Below are 22,028 nucleotides of genomic sequence, written 5' to 3' on the forward strand. Positions count from 1 at the left end.
TAATGATGGCAGAGAGGTCACACCCGTTCCCATACCGAACACGGAAGTTAAGCTCTCTAGCGCCGATGGTAGTTGGGACCTTGTCCCTGTGAGAGTAGGACGTTGCCAGGCTAATATTATTCCGCAGTAGCTCAGTGGTAGAGCTATCGGCTGTTAACCGATCGGTCGTAGGTTCGAGTCCTACCTGCGGAGCCATTATGCTTCCATAGCTCAGCTGGTAGAGCACTTCCATGGTAAGGAAGAGGTCACCGGTTCAAGCCCGGTTGGAAGCTTGGGAATAGGTTTAAAACTTTTTTGGCCCGTTGGTCAAGTGGTTAAGACACCGCCCTTTCACGGCGGTAACACGGGTTCGAATCCCGTACGGGTCACCACTTTTGGAGGATTAGCTCAGCTGGGAGAGCACCTGCCTTACAAGCAGGGGGTCGGCGGTTCGATCCCGTCATCCTCCACCATATATATTTAAAATGTCGGAGGGGTAGCGAAGTGGCTAAACGCGGCGGACTGTAAATCCGCTCCTTCGGGTTCGGCAGTTCGAATCTGCCCCCCTCCACCATTTTCTTTAAAATAACCTGAGAGGGTTTATTTTTTTGAAAAGATAACCATACTAGTAAATATTAATGGGCTATAGCCAAGCGGTAAGGCAACGGACTTTGACTCCGTCATGCGCTGGTTCGAATCCAGCTAGCCCAGCCATTTACGAGCCATTAGCTCAGTTGGTAGAGCATCTGACTTTTAATCAGAGGGTCGAAGGTTCGAGTCCTTCATGGCTCATCATTTTTGCGGAAGTAGTTCAGTGGTAGAATACAACCTTGCCAAGGTTGGGGTCGCGGGTTCGAATCCCGTCTTCCGCTTAATTAATAAGGGGCCTTAGCTCAGCTGGGAGAGCGCCTGCCTTGCACGCAGGAGGTCAGCGGTTCGATCCCGCTAGGCTCCATCTAAATAAAAAAGCTTACATCATACGATGTAAGCTTTTTTTGTGTTTAAAAAGACAACTTTTATACTTGTCGTTTAAAATGAAGAAAACGTAAAAATAAGGGATGGGGAGATAATTGTGAAAGTTGTTATTGCATCTGATTCATATAAAGAAAGCCTAAAAGCTATAGAAGTATGTGGAGCTATTGAAAGAGGTTTTAGAGCAATTTTTCCTAATGCAGAGTATGTGAAAATACCAATTGGAGATGGAGGAGAAGGGACGGTTGAATCACTTGTTGATGCTACAGGGGGGAGAATTATATCAATTAGTGTGACAGGACCGCTTAGAGAAGGTATACAAGCTTTTTATGGCATTTCTAAAGATAAAAAGACAGCGTTTATTGAAATGGCAGCAGCATCAGGATTACAGCACGTTCCAGTTGAAAAGCGCAACCCACTTATTACAACGACAAAAGGAACAGGAGAACTTATATTACATGCGCTAGATCAAGGAGTGGAGTACATAATTTTAGGACTTGGAGGAAGTGCTACAAATGATGGCGGGGCAGGTATGTTAGCGGCTTTAGGAGTAAGGTTTATAAATGGTAAGGGTGAAGTAATAGATCCATCTGGAGGCACATTACACTCGATTGTTACTATTGATTTTTCACGAATGGACCCACGCTTAAAGGGGGTAAAGATAGAAGCGGCATGTGATGTGGATAATCCATTAGTCGGAATGCAGGGAGCATCTTTCGTATTTGGGAGACAAAAGGGTGCAAATATAGAGATGATGAAAGAGCTAGATGAGAATTTACAACATTATGCGAATATGCTTAAACGATATGTATCTTTTGATGTATCTGAAATACCTGGTGCAGGGGCAGCGGGAGGAATGGGAGCGGCTGTTATTTCAGTGTTAAAGGGAGACTTGCGTAGGGGCATTGAAATTGTATTAGATTATACAAATTTCGATAAACATATAGAAGATGCACATCTTATTATAACTGGTGAAGGTAGAATAGATAAACAAACTGCATATGGAAAGGCTCCTGTGGGTGTTGCGGGGCGTGCAAAACGTTTTTCTGTGCCTGTAATTGCTATTGGAGGGTCTGTATCATCTGATTATTCAGCTGTGTACGAGAAAGGAATAGATGCGGTATTTAGTATCACAACGAGACCGATGACACTAGAAGAAGCATATAAAGTAGCAGAAGAAAATATTGAAATGACAACGAAGAATATTGCAACAGTATGGAAAATAGCATCAGAAAAACACTTCTAAATATAGGAGTGTTTTATTATTATTATTATTTAATAATAGTGATTGCGATTGTTTCATTAAGTTAACTTTATACATAGAATAGTCTTAAAATTTGGTTTTCAACGTGAATATAAGTGAATAAATTGTATATCCATACAGAAAAATGTCGAGTTGAGTCAGACTATATAAAAGATTTAAAATATTTAGTGAAGGCATAAAAGGGGGATACTATCTATGAAAAAAGAAATCTCAGTTATTGGAGTTCCAATGGATTTAGGACAGATGCGTCGTGGAGTTGATATGGGACCGAGCGCGATCCGTTATGCAGGGGTAATTGAAAGAATTGAAGAAATTGGATATGACGTTAAAGATATGGGAGATATATGTATAGAGAGAGAAAAAGAGATAGATGAAAATACAAAATTAAGAAACCTTACACAAGTTGCAACTGTATGTAATGAATTAGCAAGTAAGGTGGATCATATTATAGAAGAAGGTCGTTTTCCACTTGTATTAGGTGGTGACCATAGTATTGCTATCGGTACATTAGCTGGTGTAGCAAAACATTATAAAAACTTAGGCGTTATTTGGTATGATGCACACGGTGATTTAAATACAGAGGAAACTTCACCATCTGGAAATATTCATGGTATGTCACTTGCAGCAAGTTTAGGTTATGGACATTCTTCACTTGTAGATTTATACGGAGCATATCCAAAGGTGAAAAAAGAGAATGTCGTAATTATCGGTGCGCGTGCATTGGATGAAGGAGAAAAAGATTTCATTCGCAATGAAGGTATTAAAGTGTTCTCAATGCATGAAATTGATCGTATGGGGATGACGGCTGTGATGGAAGAAACAATCGCATATTTATCTCATACCGATGGTGTACACTTATCATTAGATTTAGATGGTCTTGATCCTCATGATGCACCAGGTGTTGGAACGCCTGTAATTGGCGGTCTATCTTATCGTGAAAGTCATTTGGCGATGGAAATGTTAGCAGAAGCTGATATTATCACATCTGCTGAATTTGTTGAGGTAAATACGATTTTAGATGAGAGAAATAGAACGGCAACAACAGCAGTTGCTTTAATGGGTTCTTTATTCGGTGAAAAACTAAAATAAATGTAAGAAAAGCAACTGAGAAGTTGCTTTTTTTATTTGAAAATAAGCGTATAATAATGATTTATATTATACTGTACAATAAAAATGTTTGACATCTTACCAATTTGAGCTAAAGGGGGTTGTTTGTAATTGTCGTTTGTTTCATGTATGGTATAATTAACTAGTTGTTGGAAATACATACAGATAGAGCATAAAACAATATTTCAATATATGGATAGAATTGCTCGTAAGTAGGAGGAAGGGATAGCATGCCTTTTGAAGATACGACCATTTTGAAATATCTTAGTACGGCATTAGATATTGCCATTGTATGGTTTATTATATATAAGCTAATTCTTATAATCCGAGGGACGAAAGCTGTTCAACTTTTAAAAGGGATTACAGTTATTATCGTCGTTAAGATGATCAGTATTTTCCTTGAATTGCGTACGCTATCTTGGCTAACTGAACAAGTATTAACGTGGGGATTTTTAGCCGTTATTATCATCTTTCAGCCAGAATTGCGAAGAGCACTTGAGCAGCTAGGGCGCGGGAGTTTATTTTCGCGTGTTGGAACGCATGAGGATGATGAACCTGAAATGGTTGCAACAGCGATAGCAAAAGCAACCGAATATATGGGGAAACGTAGAATTGGTGCATTAATTACTTTGTCAAAAGAGACCGGTATGGGTGATTATGTGGAAACGGGTATTCCGCTTAATGCAAACGTATCATCGGAATTACTTATTAATATTTTTATTCCAAATACACCTCTTCATGACGGAGCGGTAATTATGCAAGGAAGTACAATTAAAGCAGCAGCATGCTATCTTCCATTATCAGAAAGTCCGTTTATTTCTAAAGAATTAGGAACTAGACATCGTGCTGCAATGGGAGTTAGTGAAGTTACTGATAGTATTACAGTAGTTGTGTCTGAAGAAACTGGTCAAATTTCTTTAACGAAAAATGGTAAGTTGCATCGTGATTTGAAGACAGAACAGCTGAAAGATATGTTATTAGCTGAATTTAGTGGAAACGAAAAAACGACTTCTTCGTCTTTATGGAATTGGAGGAGAAAGCGTCATGGATAAGTTAATGGAGAATCATTGGTTTTTAAAAGGGATCTCATTACTATTGGCGTGTATGCTTTTTATGTCAGCGACGTTAACTGAAAAAAATACGACATCAGGTATATTACCTTTTGCAAATGATACGAAAGAAACATTAACTAATTATGCTATTAATCTTAAGTATGATGAGGAGAAATATATTGTAAGTGGTATTCCGGCAGAGGGCGTTAAAGTAAAATTAGAAGGCCCAAAAGCATCAGTTGCTACAGCAAAAGCAAAAAAACAATTTGACATACCGGTTGATTTGCGAGATAGTCCAAAAGGAACTTATGAGATTTCTTTAAAAACGAACGGGCTTCCAGATGATGTGAAAGGAACAGTTCAGCCATCAACAATTAAAGTTACTCTTCATGAAAAGGCGAGAAAATATGTTCATGTAGATCTGAAATTATCAAATGAGGATCAGATGCCAGCGGGGGCTACTCTAGAAAAATCAAGCCTTAAACCGGATACTGTTGAGGTAGTTGGGACGAAAGAAGAAATTGAAAGCATTTCATCTGCCAAAGCGTATGTTGATTTAAAAGGTGTTAATAAAACTGTTACAAAAACGCCCGAAGTTACATTATACAATAAAGAAGGAAAACGTTTAAATGTAAGAACAAGTCCATCTAAGATTAGTGTAACGTTGAATGTGGCAACGCAAACTACAGCCAATAATACTGAAAAAACTGTTCCTGTAACGTATACGAAGAAGGGGAGTTTAGCAGAAGGATTGGCGGTTACAAATATCAGTGTTGAACCGAGAGAAGTAACGATAGCTGGTCCAAAAGATATTTTGGATAATATACAATCGCTAGAGGGGGTCGAAGTAGATCTTAGTCAATTGACAGAGTCTACAACATTCGATGCCTCTGTTTTATTACCCAAGGGTGTAACAAGTGCAAAACCGAATCAAGTGAAGGTTTCGGTGGGAGTGCAAAAAACAAAACAAACGAAAACAAAAACGATTGATGGTATCCCAATCCAGAAAAATGGACTGTCTAAAGATGTTACTGCTCAGCTACTTTCGCCGCAAGATGGAAAGATAAGTGTTGATATTTCAGGAGAAGCAAGTATAGTAGATAAAATAACAGCTGCTCAAATAACAGCGGTAATTAATCTGCAAAATGTATCCTCAGGGACGAAAGATATTTCCATTCAAGTGAGCGGTCCTGGTAATATTTCAATAGAGCCAAAACAAAAAAGTGCTAAAGTTACTATTGTGAAGAAAGAAAAACCAGATAAAGAAGTACAGGGTAACGGTCAACAACCGGATTCAAATACGGATCAAGAAAATCAAAATGAGAAACCAAAAAATCCTGAACCTGATTCAGAAAAAGAACAGGAAAAGAATCAAAACCAAAATCAAAATCAAGATAAAGATAAAGAAACGAGTCAAGAACCAACAGTAGATAATCAAAAAGAGCAAGAAAAAGGAGCGAATCATAATGGGTAAATATTTTGGTACAGATGGAGTACGCGGAGTTGCAAATAAGGAGTTAACACCTGAATTAGCTTTCAAAATTGGACGTTTTGGTGGTTATGTATTAACAAAAGATACAGATCGTCCAAAAGTAATTATCGGTCGTGATACACGTGTATCTGGTCATATGTTAGAAGGAGCTTTAGTAGCAGGTCTATTATCAACTGGAGCAGAAGTAATGCGCCTTGGCGTTATTTCTACACCGGGCGTTGCTTATTTAACAAAAGCACTAGATGCACAAGCGGGTGTTATGATTTCTGCATCTCATAATCCAGTACAAGATAACGGTATTAAATTCTTTGGTTCAGACGGCTTTAAATTAACAGATGAGCAAGAAGCTGAGATTGAAGCTTTATTAGACAAAGAAGTTGATGAACTACCACGTCCGACAGGTACTAATCTTGGACAAGTGAGCGATTACTTTGAAGGTGGACAAAAATATTTACAGTACATTAAACAAACTGTTGAAGAAGATTTCTCTGGCCTACATATCGCTTTAGATTGTGCACATGGTGCAACTTCTTCTCTAGCTCCATACTTATTTGCAGACCTAGAAGCTGATATTTCAACAATGGGAACTTCTCCAAACGGTATGAATATTAATGAGGGTGTAGGATCTACACATCCAGAAGGCTTAGCTGAATTGGTAAAAGAAAAAGGTGCGGATATCGGACTTGCTTTTGATGGTGATGGCGACCGTTTAATTGCTGTAGACGAAAAAGGAAACATCGTTGACGGTGATCAAATTATGTTCATTTGTGCGAAATATATGAAAGAAACTGGTCAATTAAAACATAATACAGTTGTTTCAACTGTTATGAGTAACTTAGGTTTCTACAAGGCACTTGAAGCAAATAATATTACAAGTGATAAAACAGCAGTTGGTGACCGCTACGTAATGGAAGAAATGAAGCGTGGAGGTTACAACCTAGGTGGAGAACAATCAGGCCATATTATCTTACTTGATTACATTACAACTGGTGATGGAATGTTAAGTGCACTTCAACTTGTAAACATCATGAAAATGACGAAAAAGCCATTATCTGAGCTTGCAGGAGAAATGACGAAATTCCCACAATTGTTAGTAAACGTTCGTGTAACAGATAAAAAATTAGCATTAGAAAATGAAAAAATTAAAGAAATTATTCGTGTTGTAGAGGAAGAAATGAACGGTGATGGCCGTATTCTTGTTCGTCCATCTGGAACAGAGCCACTTATTCGTGTAATGGCAGAAGCACCAACACAAGAAGTTTGTGATGCATATGTACATCGCATTGTAGAAGTTGTGAAAGCTGAAGTTGGCGCTGAATAATTAGCTGAATTTATATGAAAAAGGAGCACAAAAAGTGCTCCTTTTTCATATGTTTTATAGACGATGAAAAAAATTTCATTGACGGTTTATCCATGTTTGTTATAAGATGGTCTTGTTCTTTTTCTCAAAGGAAATATTGTAAATTATAAAAGCGCCAGAACTACAAATAGTGTAGTTGACGAGGTGGGGTTTATCGAGATTTCGGCGGATGACTCCCGGTTGTTCATCACAACCGCAAGCTTTTACTTAAATCATTAAGGTGACTTAGTGGACAAAGGTGAAAGTGTGATGAGAGAAGAGGAACGGATGAAAACTAGCTGTATAAGTATATACGGACTTAAACCCAATCGAGAGGAAGGTGAAAGCCGTTACAAGCTTACAGGGCTAGCAATATGTAATCCGTTTTTTAGTATAAATAAAAATGGTATCGGACTATGTCGTTACATGTTCGCAGAGCAGTGTAAGCATTTGTAACGGCGACTAAACATGTGTGGAATCGTAGGATTTATTGGAGAGCAAGATGCAAAGGAAATTTTATTAAAAGGTTTAGAAAAGCTAGAATATCGTGGATATGATTCAGCAGGTATTGCAGTACAAGCAGAGAACGGTGTTGTTGTATACAAAGAAAAAGGCCGTATCGCAAAACTTCGTGAAATCGTAGATGAGAACGTAGCAGCAAGCGTGGGTATCGGACACACACGCTGGGCTACACACGGTGTTCCAAGTAAAGTAAACGCGCATCCGCATCAAAGTACATCAAAACGCTTTACATTAGTTCATAACGGTGTAATTGAAAACTATGAATTAGTGAAAAAGGAATATTTACAAGATGTAACGTTCGTAAGTGAAACAGATACAGAGGTTATCGTACAGCTTATGGAACAACAAGTGAGCACAGGATTAAGTGTAGAAGAAGCGTTCCGTAATACGCTATCTCTTTTACATGGCTCTTATGCAATCGGATTACTTGATGCTGAAAATCCAAACATGATTTATGTTGCTAAAAACAAAAGCCCGCTATTAGTAGGTGTTGGTGACAACTTTAATGTTGTGGCAAGCGACGCTATGGCGATGTTACAAGTTACAGATCAATTTATTGAGTTAATGGATAAAGAAATCGTAATCGTAACGAAAGAAAGTATTACAATTAAAAACTTACAAGGTGAAACGATTGAACGTGCACCGTTTACAGCGGAATTAGACGCAAGTGATATTGAAAAGGGAACATATCCTCATTTCATGCTTAAAGAAATCGATGAGCAACCACTTGTAATCCGTAATATAATTCAAAAGTATCAAGATGAAAATGGCGAAATTGAATTAAATCAAAACATCCGCAATGCGATCTTAGATAGCGATCGTATTTACATCATTGCATGTGGAACGAGTTATCATGCAGGTCTTGTTGGAAAACAATTTATCGAGAAGTTTGCAAAAATGCCAGTTGAAGTACACGTGGCAAGTGAATTCTCTTACAACATGCCATTATTAACAGAAAGACCATTCTTCATTTACATTTCACAAAGTGGTGAAACAGCTGATAGCCGTGCAGTACTTGTGCAAACAAATGAAATGGGCCATAAAGCATTAACAATTACAAACGTGCCTGGTTCTACGCTTTCTCGTGAAGCTGATTATACACTTCCGTTATACGCTGGACCAGAAATTGCAGTTGCATCAACGAAAGCTTACACAGCACAGCTTGCAGTACTTTCAATTTTAGCGGCTGATATTGCTAAAGCAAAAGGTGAAGTTCTTGATTTCGATTTAACACACGAACTAGGACTTGTAGCAAATGCAATGATAGAACTTTGTGATCAAAAAGAAGAAATGGACGCATTAGCAAAACAATTTTTAGCAACAACGCGTAACTGTTTCTTCATCGGCCGTAGCGTAGACTTCTACGTAGGATTAGAAGGTGCGTTAAAACTAAAAGAAATCTCTTACATCCAAGCAGAAGGATTCGCTGGAGGAGAGTTAAAACACGGTACAATCGCTTTAATTGAAAATGGTACACCAGTTATCGCACTTGCTACACAAGAGCACGTAAACCTTGGAATTCGTGGTAACGTGAAAGAAGTAGTAGCACGCGGGGCTAACCCATGTATCATCTCAATGAAAGGCTTAGAAATGGAAGGTGACAGCTTCGTATTACCAGCTGTACACGAAGCGCTAGCACCGCTAGTAGCAGTTATTCCATTACAACTTATCTCATACTACGCAGCGCTTCACCGCGAGTGTGACGTTGATAAGCCACGTAACTTAGCTAAGTCTGTTACTGTTGAGTAGGAGATTGGTAGGTTAATAAATATAGTTATACGTTTGAAATAAATTAAAACTAAGAAAAAACTCTGTAAAAATCATTTTACAGAGTTTTTTTAGTTATTTATTGTTTTACATAACAAATTGTTACTTGTTCGTCTATGTGGAAAATCTGTAACGCTTTACCATCTAAATTTTTAACCTCATATGATGAATAAATAGGTCTTTCCAATTTCACTTCTTGACCATTTTGAGTTCCTTTTTCCACCATTAGCGTTAACTGATGGGAAGAAACGTCTGCTTGGTATGTTCCTGTTAAGTAATTATCTTTATTTGGATAAGAACCATTTGCATATGTTTCAAATGTCTTATCTGCTTTTAGGACTAACGTAGTTTTGACTCCGTCTCCGTAATCAATACCCCAATTACCTACAAGCTCTGTACCGTCTTTATAGTTGTTCTGTACATTCTTAAGCTTAGCGGAATCCTCGTCTGGTGTATCAATTTTTCCTTTGAATATACCAGTTTTATCTTGGGTACTGTATGTTTTAACTGTATTACCACTAGATAAACTCGGTGAGTTAGAAGAACTAGTACCACTTGTTGTAGAAGTAGTTGTTGAACCACCCTTAGCTTCCGCTTTTAACTTATCAAATACAGGTTTCCAAATGCGTTTTGCTTCATCTAATTTATTGTTTGCTTTATCTATGATTGCATCATCCGTATCTTTAAGTGTTTTAGAGTAATCAAATAACTTGGATACTTCTTTGAAAGATTCTTTTAACTTTTGAACAGCTTTTACAATTTCCTTATGATCTTCCTTGTATTTTCCTGGTGCATCTATACGCTCTATTTTATTAAATACTTTATCTAAGTCTTTAATACTATCTCGTACCTCTTCATTTGACTTACTTCCCTTTTTATTATCCCTCACAGAAGCATCATAGTAATCTAGACGTCTTAATAAGTCTTCTTCAATGTCTACCATAAGTTGTGGGTAATCCTCAGGTAAAACCATAATCATCTTAACATCTTTACTTTCTTCTTTTGAGTTAGTTGATTTTTCCTTTGTTTCAGATGATTTACCTTCTGTCTTAGTTTCTTTACTTTCTTGTTTACCAGATTCAGCATTTGTTTTTTCTTTTTCTCCAAATAAATTTGTTACACTACAAGCTGACATAGAAACTACTAATCCAGATGCTAGTAAAATTTTACCTGTACTCTTTTTGAAATTCTTCATATGATTTTTCAATTCTCCCTTTAAAAACATAAAATAGATGTGCTTTAGCCCCTTTAAAACTAAAAAACATACCCCTTCTATATTTATTTTATAATACCTTTCTACGTATAATATTTTACAATTAATTACAGATACGGTCAAAATTTATCTTAGTTTAACGATGTTCACAAAAAAGATGCGAAGCTTTATTCCTTCAAGTAAAGATTCTAAGTGAGTTTTGATTAAAATTTTTTTATAAAAATCTCATACTTAGTTAAAAAGAGTGATTCTATTTTGATCAATCGTTTTTTCAAAATGAATTTTTTTGTTGTTAAATAAAGATTTGTGACTTCATTTTTATCAAATTTTATTCTAAACCAACATATAGTTATAGCTTTAAAATAAATTTACAAATTTGTATCAAAAAGGGGTGTTTTTGTGTCGGAAAAGAACATCTAGAATTGGTAAGTGGATAGAACTCCATAAATTAAAGTTTTACTTTATCGACTTCACTTTTATTTATCTGAATTTTCCGTTATCATTTTAAGTATTCGTGAACAATTTCCTTTATTACGATAAAAAGAGACGAGAGATTTATGGACATTTCAAGGGGGTATATTGATGAAAGTGAATGAAAAAACATATTTAAGTATAGAAGAGATTATTTCATTACCAACCGTATCAAGTACAAACATAAGTGATGATGGTAAAAATGTAGCATTTGTTAAGAAGACGGCTGATTGGAAAGACAATACATATAGGAATCATGTATGGATATATGAAAAAGATAAGAAGCAGAGTTACCCATTATCAAATGGTGATATAGATAGTACACACCCATTATGGTCTCCAGATGCTAGGTGTATCGCATATCTTAGTCCAGTTGGTGATGGGAAAAATCAGATATTTGTTAAGTCACTAGATGGTTATAGAGAGTTTCAAATTACCGATGAGAAAGAAGGAGTCAGTACATTCAAATGGGGTCCTACTGGCAAGGGTCTTTATTATGTTACGCAGTCAAAAGAATGTGAGGAGATAAAGAAACGTAAGGATCTATATGGAGATTTTCAACATATAGGTAAGGAACACCAGAATAATTGTTTATATTACATTGAAATAGAGAAGGTGATACAAAGTGATACAGATGAACACGAGAACAGAGTTGTTTATCAATTAACGGATGGTAAGGATTTTCATATCCATGAATTTGATATTTCAAATGATGGTAAAAAGGTTGTATTTATGGCGACACCAAGCTCAAATATGGCAGATTATATAAATGGAGATCTATACATACTCCATATTAAAGCTGGAGAGCTACAAAAGCTGAATGTGGATAAGTTGTTGGGAGGGAGTGTTTGCTTTTCTCCTGACGGCAGTGAAATATGTTACACAGCAAGCATAAGAGAGAAGGGTTACTATAGAAACCATATACAAGATAGTACGTTAGAGATATATGATATAAATACCGGAGAGCTAATTCAACCTTTAACAGATTTTGATAGTACGGTTATGCCATTACAGTGGACAGCTAAAGGGGTTTTAATTAGGTGGCAGAATAAAACGAATTATCTTATTGGATTGCTAGCCGAAGATGGCACTGTGGAAATATTAAGCGAAAAAGTAAATGGCTTTATAATGGATGCTTCTATAACAAAGGATGGCAAACATATATCCTACAATAAGGCTATAACAAATGAAACCTTTGAAATCTATTTAGACGATAAAAAAATAACGGATGAAAATAGCTTTTTCAAAGGGAAACTTAGAAGTAACAGGGAAATCATCTCATGGAAAAGTAGCGATGGTCTTGAAATAGAAGGTGTTTTATCAACGCCAGTAGAGTTGGACACTAATAAAAAATATCCTTTATTAGTAGTAATTCACGGCGGTCCGGCTTGGGCATCTTTTCCGATATTTTCAGATTGCTTCAATGAGAAATATCCGATTGAACAGTTTGTTGAAAAAGGCTTTATCGTTTTAGAACCAAATTACAGAGGAAGTTCAGGTTATGGTAATGAATTTTTAAAAGCTAACTATAGAAAACAGGGGATTGCTGACTACGATGATGTTATATCTGGAGTGGATGAACTAGTAGAAAAAGGGATGGTAGACAAGGATAGAGTAGGAGTTATGGGATGGAGCAACGGTGGATATGTATCAGCTTTCTGTTCTACGTTTAGTAGTCGGTTTAAAGCTATTTCAGTTGGCGGTGGAATAACTAACTGGAGTACCCATTATGTAAATACAGATATACCTTACTTTATTAGAATGTATTTAGGAAATACTCCATGGAATGATCCAGAGATATATACGAAGACATCACCTATGACGTATATTAAATCAGCTTGTACGCCTACCTTAATTCAACATGGGGAAAAGGATGCAAGAATTCCAATTACAAATGCATATGATCTATATCAAGGATTAATGGATATGGAAGTTGATACAGAATTAATTATATTTAAAGGAATGGCATATAGTTCTGACCAACCAGGAGTTCATGTGGCTATTATGAAGCAGAACTTGATGTGGTTTTCACACTATATTCTTGGAGAGAGTATGGAGGGTTTTAGGACTTTGTAAGGGATGTTTGTACAAGACATAAGGTTGAAACGGTCTTCATATTGAGATGATTTATTATAAAATATATACTTAAACTACTATCAGTACATACATCAGGGAGGACTAATATGACAGGAAATAAAAATGACTTACTAGTAGAAAAACGTGAAGAGTTATTGAAAGTATTGCAAGCTCGTTTTGAGAAAAACATGAACCGCCATGAAGGTCTTGAATGGGCTAAAGTTGAAGCGAAGCTGACTACTAATAATGAAAAAATGTGGTCACTTAACGAAATGGAAGTAACTGGTGGTGAACCGGATGTTGTTGGTTATGATGAAGAAAAGGACGAATATACTTTCTATGATTGTTCAAAGGAGAGTCCTAAAGGCCGCAGAAGTCTTTGTTATGATCTTGAAGCGTTAGAATCAAGAAAAAAACATAAACCAGAAAATAACGCTATTGATGTGGCGGCCGCTATGGGTATTGAGTTATTAACGGAAGAACAATATCGAGAGTTACAAAAACTTGGAGATTTTGATATGAAATCATCGAGTTGGGTACAAACACCTTCAGATATTAGAGAGCTTGGTGGTGCTCTATTTTGTGATTATCGCTTTGGCCATGTTTTCGTGTACCACAATGGAGCAGACTCTTACTATGCTGCCAGAGGTTTTCGTGGCTCGTTAAAAGTTTAAATTAGGATAAATAAGAAAAAGAGCCTATATTCAGGCTCTTTTTCTTATTTATATTTTAAAAGTAAACTGTTACTACGCAGTTTTACTTAATTTATATGTTCCGTGGTTGTTTTTACGGAAAAGTTTAGGGAAAACATAGCCATCTAATCCAATACGTCCAGCGTTCTGCCCTGCAACTAAAATGAACATAGTCCAAATAAGCAGGTTTGGGTTTACACTAACAGTTCCACTTAATAAAAATGAAAGATTCATTATGATTCCGAAAAATGCAGCTGTTTTTGTTAATCCGCCTAAAATTAAACCTAGACCTACTAAAATTTCTCCCCATTGAACTAAAAAGCTAAATAGGTCTGCGTTTGGAAGGACAAAATGTTGAAGAAAATCTGCCCACCAACTTTGTACTGCAGGGTGGTCACCTGATGCTTGAGCAATAGCACCCTTTAGAAAGCCACTTGCGTCAAAAGATTGTCCGAAGACTTTGCCTATCCCAGCAGCGAACCATGTATACCCTATGTAAAGCCGTAAAAGTAATAATATGAAAGTAGCACGTTTATCAGTTCTTAAAAAATTGATAACCATTGAAATCCCTCCAATATTGTATTTACATGTTTATTATATATCCATTGTGAATAAATTCACAATGGATATAATGTGAACAAGTTTATGATTTTTTATTTGTAAAATTGTACATAAAGCATTTTGAAATTTATTTTTGGAAGGTGAAGAATAAATGTGTTATGGGAGCTATCTATTTTAGTAGAGAGCTCCCATAGTAAACAGATTCATGTAGTTTTTTTAGTGTATCTGGGCATTACGTATTATTTCTCTGGCTTTATATAAGGAACAACTTGCGCAGTCACCCCTACAGAAGCACCGCGAATAAAATCTTGGTTTTCTAATGCTTTAAAGTTTTCCGTTTTTCCTGTTAGCATAACACCTAAAATTTTCACTTGATCAAATGGTTTGTTTTTGTTTGCTTTTAAAAACTTCTGTATATCTTCGTCATGTCCATCGTCATCGTATTGATTAAGTGAATCAATGAACTCTTTGTACGCTTCTTTAGGAGACTTGTCTGGATTGAATCCGTAAACAGGCATACCAGCAGGTCCTTTACTTTCATCTCTGATTGGTGAGGTCATATATAGCCATACGATATTTAAGTTATCTGGTATTTTTGTTTGAACCTCTTTTAATGTATAGGGTTGATTGAAAGAGATGGCAACTTCGGCAACATAGTTGTTCATTTGTGAAACTTCACCTAATTCATTTTGCACACCATCGTGATAATCTTTAATAGCCGGATTATAAAATGTCGCAAATTTATTCTTTGTTTGTTTATCATACTCATAGAAATTTGTATCTGACCAATAAAAGCCAGGTGTTAACTCATTGAAGTCAATATGAGTCAGGAACCAACCATAAGAACTTGTTAATGTGTTCCATGGGACTACATAACCGTTAATGTTTTTGGAACGGTTTGATATAATATTGCCGCCAAACATAGATGAATTACTTGTTACTTGAGAATCAATTTGTACATTCGGTTCTGCAATTGCGTTATGTAAAAAGAGATGTTCGTGAAGTTTCGTAGAGCTTTTCGCTGCGAAGTAATTGCCAACTTTATAAATGATAGGGATAAGCATCATGACAACGATAATAGAGGTAATGATGATTTTAAGCAACTGTTTCCTTTTAGCCTTTTTTAAAGCATCTTTTAAAGAAGTATCCATTAATTTTTTCCTCCTACTTTAGAATGAATTGTCTTACGTGCACGATGTAATTTTTGTTTGACGCTGTTTACTTGAATATCTAGTATTAGAGCGATTTCTTCGTATGTAAAATTGTAATAATATTTTAAAAAGAAGGCTTCTTTATATTCTAATTTTATATCTTTTAATAAATAGAAAATCTCATCTTTATTTAAAACTGTATCCAATTCTCGGTCTGTATATTGAAGTTTTGAATAGATTTCTTCAGTTAAGCAGATGTTTTGCTGTTCTTTTTTGCGTTTTAAATCAATGTATTCATTTAATGCGACTCTGAAAAACCATGGACGTATGTTACTCTCGGTTAGATTATCTAGCAATGTGTATACTTTATAGAAGGTATTTTGGATGATGTCTTCTGCATCTTCTTTTATAGCCCCTTTCGCTAGTAGTAGTTTGAACACTTCCTCCCCTAGATTGATAAGATAGGAGGTAAATATATTTTCTTTTCCCATCACTTTTCCTCCCTACACTTATACAACGAATAGGTAATGATAAATGTATACACTTAAATTTAAATTAGTTATTCACTATGGTTTATAGTACACGGTACTTTATAAATAGGAGTGGTTCTTTTATTTTTTGAAATATTAAATCTTTAGTGCTAAAATAAAATTTGGAGATATATGTAAAGGAGACAAAGACTCAATATGTGGATGAACTTGTAATGATTAGAAACTAGATAGATGAATTTTTCTCTCATAAGCGAGGGTTTATTTAGTTATCTGTAAATCATTCAAGGAATGCATATTTGGCTTGTACATCCCTTTTATAAGGATAGGTGCCTATTTTATGTATCTGTCTTTTTTGTGGGAAAGTTTATATCTCTTATATAAAATATGCGTCCTTTAAACTTGGAGGAGTATATGATGAACCAATTAAAAAATAAAGTAGCAGTTATTACAGGGGTAAGTCGTCTAGACGGTATAGGCGCAGCAATTTGCAAAGAATTGGCTGAATCAGGATACGATATATTTTTTACGTATTGGACGGATTATGATAAAGAGATGCCATGGGGCGTTGAGAAAAATGAACAAATACAATTAGAAGAAGAGCTATTACAAAACGGTGTTAGAGTATCAAGCATGGAGTTAGATTTAACTCGGAATGATGCACCGAAAGAGCTTATAAATAAAGTTACTGAACAATTAGGGTACCCTCATATATTAATTAATAATGCAGCATATTCTACGAATAATGATTTCTCTACGTTGACTGCTGAAGAATTAGATAAGCATTATATGGTGAATATTCGTGCGACTACATTGCTCAGTAGTCAATTTGCCCGTGGATTTGATAAAAAATCTGGTGGTAGAATTGTGAATATGACTTCGGGGCAATTTCAAGGTCCTATGGTAGGAGAACTAGCGTATGCAACAACGAAGGGAGCTATTGATGCTCTTACTAGTACGTTGTCAGCAGAGGTAGCTCATTTAGGAATAACAGTGAATGCAATTAATCCAGGACCAACTGATACAGGATGGATGACTGAAGAGATAAAACAAGGGTTAAAGCCGATGTTTCCTTTTGGCAGAATTGGTGAGCCAAAGGATGCAGCTAGACTCATTAAATTTCTAGTAAGTGAAGAAGCTGAGTGGATTACTGGGCAAGTTATTCATTCAGAAGGTGGATTTAAAAGATAAAAAAGAAGGTATCTCACCTTGGTGAGATACCTTCTTTTTTTAATCTTTCTTCAACCTTCGTGCAATACCATTCCCTAAAGACTGTAATCCTTGAACGAGGATAATTAAAATAAAGACAGTTGCATACATTACTTCAGGTTCATAGCGTAAATGTCCGAAGCGATATGCTAAGTCCCCTAGCCCACCAGCGCCTACAAGACCAGCCATTGCTGTTGCGCCGATTAAGCCAATCGTTGCAATTGTTAATCCAAGTACAAGGGAGGGACGAGCTTCTTTCACCATAACGTGCCAAATAATTTTTATAGTAGAAACGCCCATTGCTTGATAGGCTTCAATAACGCCGCGATCTACTTCTAATAAAGCAGTTTCCATTAATCGTGCAATATAAGGGGCCGTGAATACGACAAGCGGTACGATTACGCCTTGTACACCAATGGAGGTTCCCATTAGAAACTTTGTAAAAGGTAAAATGAAGAATAATAGAATGATAAATGGAAGAGAGCGAATGATATTAATAATTGTATTAAGAATTGGGTAAATGATTTTATTTTCGTGCTGCCCACCAGGTCTTGTTAAAACAAGTGTGACACCAAGTGGTAGTGCAATAAGGATAGAGATGAATAGTGAAATAGATGTCATTTGAAATGTTTGAATGGTTGCTTCCCATATGACTTTACCCCATTCATCCAAAAAGGACTTGTTTCCCATAATCTGTTCTACCCCCTTCTACGATGATTCCTTGCTCTTGTAAAAATGATAAAGCGTGGTTGATTTCATTTTGTTCCCCTTGCATATGAATGACAAGTTTCCCGTATGCCTCATGTTTTAACTGTGTAATATTACCGGATAAAATATTTGGATACACTTGGAAACGTTTTGTAGCGATAGCTAACGCTGGTTCACCAGAAGAATTTCCTATAAATGAAAGTGTTACGATTTCTCCGGTTCTTTGTAGTTCTTTTTGTACTTCAGCTGGGATTTTTGCTGCAAATGCACTATTTACAAATTTCTTCGTTGTTACATGTTGTGGGTTTGTGAAGATCTCCTTCACAGTCCCGCTTTCAATTACTGCTCCATGTTCCATAACAGCAACTCGGTCGCATATACGTTGGATGACATTCATTTCATGTGTAATTAATAAAATTGTAATCCCGATTTCCTCATTAATCTTTAATAATAGGTCAAGAATAGAATCAGTTGTTTCTGGATCTAAAGCACTCGTTGCTTCGTCGCTTAATAACACTTCCGGTTCATGTGATAGTGCACGTGCAATGGCAACACGTTGTTTCTGGCCACCAGAAAGTTCACTCGGATAGGCATCTTTTCGATTAAAAAGATCGACAATGCGTAAATACTTTTCTACTCTTTTTTCAATTTCTGCTTTTGGAATGCCAGCAAGCCGTAACGGTAATGCGATATTTTCATAAACGGTAACAGTTTTAAGTAAATTGAATCCTTGAAAGATCATTCCGATTTTTTGTCTCGCTTTTGCTAGTTCTTTTGTCGATAACGTTGTTAAGTCTTGTTCGTTTACAATGATATTTCCTGTCGTTGGTTTTTCTAATAAATTTACACATCGAATCAATGTACTTTTACCAGCGCCACTATACCCAATGATTCCAAATACCTCGCCTTTTTCTACTTTAAGGGAAGTAGACTTAAGAGCCTCAACATTCCCTTTTTTTGTTGTAAATACTTTGGATATGTTTTTTAATTCAATCATTATCGTCAGCTCCTACCAAGATGGTAAAACTGAACCATCAAATTTTTTCTCGATAAACTCTTTTACTTCTTTAGATTGATAAGCTTTCTTTAATTTATTTACAACGGCATCATCTTTATTTTCAGTACGAACAACAACCCAGTTCACATAGGGTGAATCTTTTCCTTCGCGGAAAATAGAATCTTTCGCTGGACTTAATTTTGCACCTAATGCAAAGTTTGTGTTAATTGCAGCTGCTTTCACTTCACTTAGTTGCGTTGGTAATTGAGATGCCTCTAATTCGACAATCTTTAATTTTTTTGGATTTTCAATTACATCTTTTGCAGTCGCTTTTTCTGTAGCCTTTGGATCAACTTTTAAAACCCCTGCTTTTTCAAATAATTTTAAAGCTCGAAGTTCATTCGTTGGGTCATTTGGTACAGCAATTGCATCGCCCTCTTTTAAGTCTTTTACATCTTTTATATCTTTAGAATATACACCCATAGGGAATGTTACTGTTGAAAATACTTCAGCTAATTTCATATTGCGTTCAGCTTTAAATACATCTAAATACGATTTCGTTTGGTAGCTATTTACATCAAGGCTTTTTTCATCTAATGATACGTTTGGCGCTACATAATCATTAAATACTTTTATATCAATTTCGAGGCCATCTTTTGCTGCAACTTCTTTTACCTTTTCAAAAATTTGTTCATGTGGTCCACCTGTTACACCGACAGTAATCTTTTTCTCGTCTAATTCTTTTACCTCTTTATCTGAACTCACACTACATGCGCCTAATAATAATACTGCTCCGCTTACAATGCTTAATAATACCTTTTTCATCTATAAATCCCCCTTCATATACGTTCCAAAATAAAAAGCACCTCCCAAAAAATAAGAGAGGTGCCGAATAGACGAAATAGATTCCTCTCTTATCTTCCAAAACGAAAACTCGTTTTGCAGGAATTAGCACCTTAGCTTATACGTCATAAGCTCGGTTGCCGGGCATCATCGGGCCAGTCCCTCCGCCACTCTTGATAAGAGTATGTGTATGTAGTTTTGAATATGGTACTAATAGTAAATCGTACAAAAAGAATTGTCAATGATATTTTCAGAATATATTTTATTTTAAGGTAATCGAAACGTTCCCCTTTTTATGTCCTTTTTCTACATATATATGAGCTTCAGCAATTTCTTCTAATCGGTAAGTTCTATCAATAACAGGCTTTAGCTTTTCTGTTTCAGCTAGTTGTTTTAGTAGGTTCATATCTTCTTTACTGACTTTTGCCATCATTCCGTTCACAGATACATATTTTCCATTAGGCATTAATGCATCTGTACAAAGAGACTTATTATATTTTCCAACTGCATCAAATATAATATCATAGTGCTCGCCCCGCTTAGTAAAATCTTCTTTCATATAATCAATTACGTTGTCTGCCCCTAAAGCTGTTACTAAATCGAAATTCGAACTACTACAAATGGCTGTGACAGTCGCCCCGAAGTATTTCGCAAGTTGTACGGCAGCTGTCCCTACTGACCCAGAGGCGCCGTATATAAGTACTCGTTGCCCTTTTTTTATCTGTCCTTTTCTAAGGAAGTGCAATGCTGAAGTTCCGCCAAAAGGAATAACGGCAGCTTCTTCATATGTCACATTGGTAGGTTTTAATGCTATTAATCCACTTTCATGCACGCATGTGTATTCGGCATAACCACCAAGGTTTAGTTCTGTTAATGCAAAAACTTGATCTCCTTTTTTAAATTGTGTTACATCTGTTCCAATGTCTTCGATTTCACCGGATAACTCTACGCCAAGTATAGGTTTTCTCGGTTTTCTGAAACCTAATATGATCCGCATAGGAATCCAAAATAAGAGGGGGCTATTAAAGCCACGTATTCTACAATCTCCAGTCGATACACTTGTTGCGTGAATTTTAACTAATACTTCATTTTTTTTAGGTTTAGGCTTTTCTATATTTTGAAGTTGGAGAACATTAGGTGGTCCATACTTTGTGCAAATAATAGCTTTCATAATGACCTCCTGAAATGAGTTGTTATTATTTACATCATATTTAAACTTTTTCTCAAACATGTTGCTATATAGGAAATAAATTTAAAGAAGAATATTACGAATTATATAGATTTCATAGGAAAAGAGATGATATTATTTTTGGGAAGGAGGGGACGTTATGAAAAAAATTATTTTAATTTCAAGTTTAGTACTTGCAGTCGGTCTAGGAGTAGGGTGTAGTAATGAGAAAGCAAAAAAGACTGATGAACCGAAAAAAGAAGCTGTGCAGAAAGAAAAGGAATTAACAGCGAAGGATGTTTTTAATAAAGCGAATGAAGCTTTTAAAAACGAAGAAAATGTAACGATGACATATGATGTGGGAATAAAGGCTGAAGGAACAGAGATGAATGTAATAAAGGCCAAAATGCAATTAGAGCCGAAGAAAAAAAATTCTCGTTCTGAAATGAATGTTTCTGGTACAGAGGTTGTTGTTTATGATGTGGGTGGCAAAATTGCTGGTCAGTTGAAAAATCCTAATACGGGTGAAGTTATGTCTGTACCAGAGGAACAATTAAATGCTAACGGAATGAATGCGACTCAAGGAATGGTAGATAATTTAGAGATTCCATCGGAAATTTTAAATAAAGTGAAGATGGAGAAAAGTGGAGATAATTATAAGCTGAAGTTTGCATTAAAAGGGCAAGAGACAGAGAGTATGTTAGCTAGTATGGATGAAAAGCAGAAACAAATGCTACAAGGCCAAAATGCAAAGATAGAAGAAATAGATGGAGAATATATTATTACAAAAGATTTTAAATATGAATCAGCAAAGATAGATATGGTTATGAGTAGCAATGGTGAGGATAAAGCGCACATTATTACGGATGCGAAGTTTACATCGTATGATAAATTTGATCCAATACAATTGCCAGCAGCAAAGTAATCACTGTCAAGAGAGGTACCTGAAAGAACGGG

Annotated in this window: 19 protein-coding genes, 9 tRNA genes, 1 rRNA gene and 1 riboswitch; of the genes, 21 read left to right on the forward strand and 8 right to left on the reverse strand. The window is 36.0% G+C overall.

Annotated features, from left to right (window positions below; all coding sequences use genetic code 11):
• The 17 genes from rrf to glmS form a co-directional block, all read left to right on the forward strand.
• Positions 1-111: ribosomal RNA gene (gene rrf, locus MR112_RS26240) — 5S ribosomal RNA — on the forward strand; the annotation flags it as partial.
• 9 nt (positions 112-120) lie between these two features.
• Positions 121-195, forward strand: a tRNA-Asn gene (locus tag MR112_RS26245).
• Between the two features lie 4 nt (positions 196-199).
• Positions 200-272, forward strand: a tRNA-Thr gene (locus MR112_RS26250).
• Between the two features lie 24 nt (positions 273-296).
• Positions 297-371, forward strand: a tRNA-Glu gene (locus MR112_RS26255).
• Positions 372-376: 5 nt separating this feature from the next.
• Positions 377-452, forward strand: a tRNA-Val gene (locus MR112_RS26260).
• Between the two features lie 17 nt (positions 453-469).
• Positions 470-553 (forward strand) — tRNA-Tyr (locus tag MR112_RS26265).
• 65 nt (positions 554-618) lie between these two features.
• A tRNA-Gln gene (locus MR112_RS26270) sits at positions 619-693 on the forward strand.
• Positions 694-698: 5 nt separating this feature from the next.
• Positions 699-771 (forward strand) — tRNA-Lys (locus tag MR112_RS26275).
• An 8-nt stretch (positions 772-779) separates the two neighbouring features.
• Positions 780-851: transfer RNA gene (locus MR112_RS26280), tRNA-Gly, on the forward strand.
• Positions 852-861: 10 nt separating this feature from the next.
• Positions 862-934, forward strand: a tRNA-Ala gene (locus MR112_RS26285).
• Between the two features lie 117 nt (positions 935-1,051).
• Positions 1,052-2,197, forward strand: a complete 1,146-nt coding sequence (locus MR112_RS26290; protein ID WP_000869587.1) for a glycerate kinase — start codon at positions 1,052-1,054, stop codon at positions 2,195-2,197.
• Positions 2,198-2,410: 213 nt separating this feature from the next.
• Positions 2,411-3,304 carry an arginase gene (gene rocF, locus MR112_RS26295; protein ID WP_000711563.1) on the forward strand — a complete coding sequence of 298 codons (894 nt, stop codon included), beginning with the start codon at positions 2,411-2,413 and terminating at the stop codon, positions 3,302-3,304.
• Positions 3,305-3,552: 248 nt separating this feature from the next.
• Entirely contained in the window at positions 3,553-4,374 is an 822-nt protein-coding gene (cdaA, locus tag MR112_RS26300) for a diadenylate cyclase CdaA (protein ID WP_001115697.1), read from the forward strand.
• Positions 4,367-5,848 carry a CdaR family protein gene (locus MR112_RS26305; protein WP_000359601.1) on the forward strand — a complete coding sequence of 494 codons (1,482 nt, stop codon included), beginning with the start codon at positions 4,367-4,369 and terminating at the stop codon, positions 5,846-5,848. Before cdaA ends, MR112_RS26305 begins: the two co-directional genes overlap by 8 nt.
• Positions 5,841-7,187 carry a phosphoglucosamine mutase gene (glmM, locus tag MR112_RS26310; RefSeq protein ID WP_000521476.1) on the forward strand — a complete coding sequence of 449 codons (1,347 nt, stop codon included), beginning with the start codon at positions 5,841-5,843 and terminating at the stop codon, positions 7,185-7,187. Before MR112_RS26305 ends, glmM begins: the two co-directional genes overlap by 8 nt.
• A 288-nt stretch (positions 7,188-7,475) precedes the next feature.
• On the forward strand, positions 7,476-7,661 hold the full coding sequence (locus tag MR112_RS26315) for a hypothetical protein (protein WP_001206405.1): 186 nt from the start codon (positions 7,476-7,478) through the stop codon (positions 7,659-7,661).
• A gap of 12 nt (positions 7,662-7,673) precedes the next feature.
• The gene (glmS, locus tag MR112_RS26320; RefSeq protein WP_000334165.1) at positions 7,674-9,476 is read left to right on the forward strand and encodes a glutamine--fructose-6-phosphate transaminase (isomerizing); all 1,803 of its coding nucleotides are present in this window, start codon (positions 7,674-7,676) and stop codon (positions 9,474-9,476) included.
• A 97-nt stretch (positions 9,477-9,573) separates the two neighbouring features.
• Here glmS and MR112_RS26325 read toward each other — a convergent pair whose 3' ends face one another.
• Complete coding sequence (locus tag MR112_RS26325; protein WP_472926402.1) at positions 9,574-10,701, reverse strand: DUF3994 domain-containing protein; 1,128 nt, start codon at positions 10,699-10,701, stop codon at positions 9,574-9,576.
• Positions 10,702-11,289: 588 nt separating this feature from the next.
• On the opposite strand from MR112_RS26325, the gene MR112_RS26330 reads away from it, so the two are divergent.
• Together MR112_RS26330 and MR112_RS26335 are read left to right on the forward strand one after the other, a co-directional pair.
• Complete coding sequence (locus MR112_RS26330) at positions 11,290-13,254, forward strand: S9 family peptidase (protein WP_226368424.1); 1,965 nt, start codon at positions 11,290-11,292, stop codon at positions 13,252-13,254.
• 107 nt (positions 13,255-13,361) lie between these two features.
• Positions 13,362-13,928 carry a DUF4256 domain-containing protein gene (locus MR112_RS26335; RefSeq protein WP_048538436.1) on the forward strand — a complete coding sequence of 189 codons (567 nt, stop codon included), beginning with the start codon at positions 13,362-13,364 and terminating at the stop codon, positions 13,926-13,928.
• Between the two features lie 72 nt (positions 13,929-14,000).
• Here the strand turns inward: MR112_RS26335 and MR112_RS26340 are convergent, their stop codons facing one another.
• The 3 genes from MR112_RS26340 to MR112_RS26350 all read right to left on the reverse strand — a co-directional run bounded on the left by MR112_RS26340 (position 14,001) and on the right by MR112_RS26350 (position 16,149).
• Positions 14,001-14,507: a DoxX family membrane protein gene (locus MR112_RS26340; protein WP_226368423.1), complete on the reverse strand. Its 507-nt coding sequence runs from the start codon at positions 14,505-14,507 to the stop codon at positions 14,001-14,003.
• 239 nt (positions 14,508-14,746) lie between these two features.
• A complete protein-coding gene (locus tag MR112_RS26345) occupies positions 14,747-15,658 on the reverse strand; it encodes a sigma factor regulator N-terminal domain-containing protein (RefSeq protein WP_006920121.1) in 912 nt (303 codons plus the stop codon).
• The gene (locus tag MR112_RS26350; protein WP_048538437.1) at positions 15,658-16,149 is read right to left on the reverse strand and encodes an RNA polymerase sigma factor; all 492 of its coding nucleotides are present in this window, start codon (positions 16,147-16,149) and stop codon (positions 15,658-15,660) included. Before MR112_RS26350 ends, MR112_RS26345 begins: the two co-directional genes overlap by 1 nt.
• 411 nt (positions 16,150-16,560) lie before the next feature.
• On the opposite strand from MR112_RS26350, the gene MR112_RS26355 reads away from it, so the two are divergent.
• Positions 16,561-17,337, forward strand: a complete 777-nt coding sequence (locus MR112_RS26355; protein ID WP_048655827.1) for an SDR family oxidoreductase — start codon at positions 16,561-16,563, stop codon at positions 17,335-17,337.
• A 39-nt stretch (positions 17,338-17,376) separates the two neighbouring features.
• On the opposite strand, the gene MR112_RS26360 is transcribed toward MR112_RS26355, so the two are convergent.
• The 4 genes from MR112_RS26360 to MR112_RS26375 form a co-directional block, all read right to left on the reverse strand.
• Positions 17,377-18,045: a methionine ABC transporter permease gene (locus MR112_RS26360; protein WP_000527136.1), complete on the reverse strand. Its 669-nt coding sequence runs from the start codon at positions 18,043-18,045 to the stop codon at positions 17,377-17,379.
• Positions 18,020-19,060 (reverse strand): methionine ABC transporter ATP-binding protein, encoded by a 1,041-nt coding sequence (locus MR112_RS26365; RefSeq protein WP_000571311.1) that lies wholly within the window; start codon positions 19,058-19,060, stop codon positions 18,020-18,022. The genes MR112_RS26360 and MR112_RS26365 overlap by 26 nt, the downstream gene beginning before the upstream one ends.
• A gap of 12 nt (positions 19,061-19,072) precedes the next feature.
• Positions 19,073-19,885 (reverse strand): MetQ/NlpA family ABC transporter substrate-binding protein, encoded by an 813-nt coding sequence (locus tag MR112_RS26370; RefSeq protein WP_000756994.1) that lies wholly within the window; start codon positions 19,883-19,885, stop codon positions 19,073-19,075.
• A gap of 86 nt (positions 19,886-19,971) precedes the next feature.
• Positions 19,972-20,086, reverse strand: a riboswitch (SAM riboswitch).
• Between the two features lie 79 nt (positions 20,087-20,165).
• The gene (locus MR112_RS26375; protein ID WP_000643856.1) at positions 20,166-21,074 is read right to left on the reverse strand and encodes an NAD(P)-dependent alcohol dehydrogenase; all 909 of its coding nucleotides are present in this window, start codon (positions 21,072-21,074) and stop codon (positions 20,166-20,168) included.
• Between the two features lie 157 nt (positions 21,075-21,231).
• Here MR112_RS26375 and MR112_RS26380 point away from each other — a divergent pair, with 157 nt between their 5' ends.
• Positions 21,232-21,996: a DUF6612 family protein gene (locus tag MR112_RS26380; RefSeq protein WP_000720580.1), complete on the forward strand. Its 765-nt coding sequence runs from the start codon at positions 21,232-21,234 to the stop codon at positions 21,994-21,996.
• The last annotated feature ends 32 nt before the right edge of the window (positions 21,997-22,028 follow it).

The organism is Bacillus cereus group sp. BfR-BA-01330 (assembly GCF_022663885.1).
Taxonomy (GTDB): domain Bacteria; phylum Bacillota; class Bacilli; order Bacillales; family Bacillaceae_G; genus Bacillus_A; species Bacillus_A cereus.